This is a genomic window from Candidatus Darwinibacter acetoxidans (assembly GCF_041936445.1).
Classification (GTDB): Bacteria; Bacillota; Limnochordia; order Darwinibacteriales; family Darwinibacteriaceae; genus DTU010.
Genome location: NZ_JBHGXH010000041.1, coordinates 1 through 1,979, shown reverse-complemented (window position 1 = coordinate 1,979; position 1,979 = coordinate 1). Strand labels below are relative to the sequence as shown.

General features: G+C 59.3%; 3 protein-coding genes. All 3 read right to left on the bottom strand.

Translation table 11 applies throughout. From position 1 onward, the window contains the following. Positions 1-421 precede the first annotated feature (421 nt). Positions 422-1,432, bottom strand: a complete 1,011-nt coding sequence (locus ACE4YL_RS01375; RefSeq protein ID WP_461369067.1) for a rolling circle replication-associated protein — start codon at positions 1,430-1,432, stop codon at positions 422-424. Between the two features lie 179 nt (positions 1,433-1,611). Further along, on the bottom strand, positions 1,612-1,755 hold the full coding sequence (locus ACE4YL_RS01370; protein WP_461369066.1) for a hypothetical protein: 144 nt from the start codon (positions 1,753-1,755) through the stop codon (positions 1,612-1,614). Positions 1,756-1,763: 8 nt separating this feature from the next. Further along, a partial coding sequence (locus ACE4YL_RS01365) for a hypothetical protein (RefSeq protein WP_461369065.1) occupies positions 1,764-1,979 on the bottom strand: 216 nt, incomplete at its 5' end.

Below are 1,979 nucleotides of genomic sequence, written 5' to 3'. Positions count from 1 at the left end.
ACTTGCCCCAGGAAGCAGTCAAACAGACCTTAGACCCGGAAGGCGCTTCCAACGCCTTTCGAGTCATTCTTACCGCTTATTCTGTCAGCGTTACTTAAAAGAGTTAGCATGAGGCGTCGACGCTCAAACGCCGCTGAGGCTCGATACGCTCCGCCTACGGCGTCGCTGAGCGTGGCGATACCCCTTCCGGGGGGGGGCTAGCCCCCCCGGTGCGGGGAGAGTGTCCGGGGAGCCTCACCCGCGACGGCGGGGAAAGAGAGTAGGACCCCGGAGAGGTATCCGGGGAGGGGGACCCAGCTGTTCCGTAGACCCGTCCGGGCCGAAAACCCAGACAGCCCCCCCGGTAATCATAGCCTCTTCTGCGAGTTCTTGAAGAACCGCTTCCGTTTCATCGTTGTTTTTCATGGTATACCTCAGTCCCTCAGGGGGTTTCCCCGTCATCGGGAGGTGACCAGAAACAGGACATCTCAGCAGCGCGAACCAGAGACCAGGACATCTCAGCAGCGCCGAGCGTCCCGAGCCCGGAAAGCGGTTTCCGATACTTCGCCGCGATGTATGCCCGAGCGTCCCGGGACATGGAGAACGTCCGTATCCGTTTTCTGTAGCAGAGTTCGAGCCACCGGTAGTCGAGTTCAGAATCAAGCGTTTTCGAGAGGTATTTAGCGATATACGCCCCGGTTTTCTTGATGTCCCGGACAAAGGAATATTCCTGGCCGACCGGGAGAGCATCCGCGACCTTGCACCAACGGGCTATGAGACGTTCACAGACAGCTTCTGAAGCACCAACGACCGGCAGGTGATAGTGAGCAAACCCATTCTTTCCCCCGGGCTCTATAACGCGGAGGTATTCGAGATCCAACTGTCGGAAGTCGTGAGAGATCAGCGACCACGCACGCCGGAGGTCATCAACGCACTGGGATGCAGCCCGGTAGGTGTGTTTCCGGGGGTGCCGCACCGTGAGCGAGAGAAACGCGACCTCAGAGGCATCGTACCCGCGCTCCTCGGTGACATAGTCAACCCACGAGTAGATCACCGCCAGGTTACGCTGCCGGACGTGATCCATCCATCGGTAGTTGCAGGGGATAGCGGCAGAAAATGGTACACCCTGGGCATCAACTCCCCGAACCCGAACGGAGGCGTTCATGCGGTCGGATACGAATTCCCGGAACGCCAACGTGTGATAGCGGTCCCCCTCAAAAACCGGTTTTCGCGACTTATGGTTAGAAAGAGACGAGAGGAGGTTGCCGGGGTCCGGGGCCGGGCGGGGCAAGCCCTCGCCCGTCCCCACCACCGCCTCCCCCGGGGACGGCCCGCGCTCACAACCCGCAACGTTCTTTACCTTCCAGGGTCTAGAATGGTTACTGATATCCTGCCCAGGAGCATCAGCAGACCAAGTTAACCCAGGAAGGCTTGCCAGAGCCTTCCTAGTCATCTTATCACTTCTGTTAAGTTCTTCATCGACCTAGCAGGTTAAAACTGTTTCCCAGGGGTCTATGACGCTCAGGCGCCGCTGTGGCTGATACGCTCCGCTTCGCGTCGCTGAAACGTTGCGATAGCCCTTGCAGGGGGGGGCTAGCCCCCCTGCTGCGGGGCATGTGTCCGGGGAGCAGCCTACCGCCGAGACCGGGAGCGGGGAGCCGGAGGAAAGAGCTGTTCCGACCCATCCGGGCCGAAGGTCCAGACAGCTCCACCGGTGATCATAGCCTCTTCCACAAGTTCCTGAAGAACCGCTTCCATTTCATCGTTGTTTTTCATGGTATACCTCATTCCCTCAGAGTTTCCCCGTCATCGGGAGCGAGAGCCAAGTTCCCAAGTTCCTGAAGAATCGCTTCCATTCCATCATCGGGAGCGAGAGCCCAGGACATCTCCGCAGCACCGAACGTTCCGAGACCCCGCAGCGGTTTCCGATACTTCGCCGCGATGTATGCCCGAGCGTCCCGGGACATGGAGAACGTCCGTATCCGTTTTCTGTAGCAGAG

Bases quoted from the DNA above. Each gene is read 5' to 3' on its own strand.
- ACE4YL_RS01370 (WP_461369066.1), bottom strand. From the start codon at position 1,755: ATGAAAAACAACGATGAAATGGAAGCGGTTCTTCAGGAACTTGTGGAA.
- ACE4YL_RS01375 (WP_461369067.1), bottom strand. From the start codon at position 1,432: ATGACTAGGAAGGCTCTGGCAAGCCTTCCTGGGTTAACTTGGTCTGCT.